The organism is Plantibacter sp. MMLR14_011, from assembly GCF_001865025.1.
In the GTDB taxonomy this organism is placed as follows: Bacteria; Actinomycetota; Actinomycetes; order Actinomycetales; family Microbacteriaceae; genus Plantibacter; species Plantibacter flavus_A.
Window position 1 is genome coordinate 1 of record NZ_MJGW01000016.1, and the last position, 740, is coordinate 740.

Annotated in this window: 1 protein-coding gene; it reads left to right on the forward strand. The window is 66.2% G+C overall.

Annotation, left to right across the window (positions count from 1 at the left end; all coding sequences use genetic code 11):
• A partial coding sequence (locus BIU99_RS08380) for an enolase C-terminal domain-like protein (protein ID WP_305790350.1) occupies window positions 1–740 on the forward strand: 740 nt, incomplete at both ends.

Sequence of the window (740 nt, forward strand, 5' to 3'; positions counted from 1 at the left end):
TGGCGGTGGTGGCGTATCTGTCCGAGCACGTGGTGCCGTTGTTGCTGGGCCGTGATGCGTCGCGGATCGAGGACACGTGGCAGTTCCTGTATCGGTCGGCGTATTGGCGTCGGGGGCCGGTGACGATGGCGGCGATTGCGGCGGTCGATATGGCGTTGTGGGACATCAAGGGCAAGGCTGCGGGCATGCCGGTGTACCAGTTGCTGGGCGGTGCGTCCCGGACGGGGCTGCTCGCCTACGGGCATGCGTCGGGGAAGAGCAACGAGGAGTTGTTCGACAGTGTGCGCGAGCATCAGGCGCAGGGGTATCAGGCCATCCGGATCCAGACGGCGGTGCCGGGGTTGCAGTCGATCTACGGCATCGCGTCGAACGCGACGTTCGAGGGCAACACCGGCGTCCGCTACGACCACGAGCCGGCGCAGCGTGGCGGCCTGCCGAACGAGGAGGACTGGGACACGAGGTCGTACCTGCGTCACCTGCCGACGGTGTTCGAGGCGGTGCGGAACGAGTTCGGTCCGGAGTTGCCGTTGTTGCATGACGGGCATCACCGGATGACGCCGATCCAGGCCGCGAAGCTTGGGAAGTCGCTGGAGCCGTATGACCTGTTCTGGCTGGAGGACTGCACGCCGGCGGAGAATCCGGAGGCGTTGCGCCTCGTGCGGCAGCACACGACGACGCCGTTGGCGATCGGGGAGATCTTCAACACGGTGTGGGACTACCAGCAGATCATCCGCGAGCAG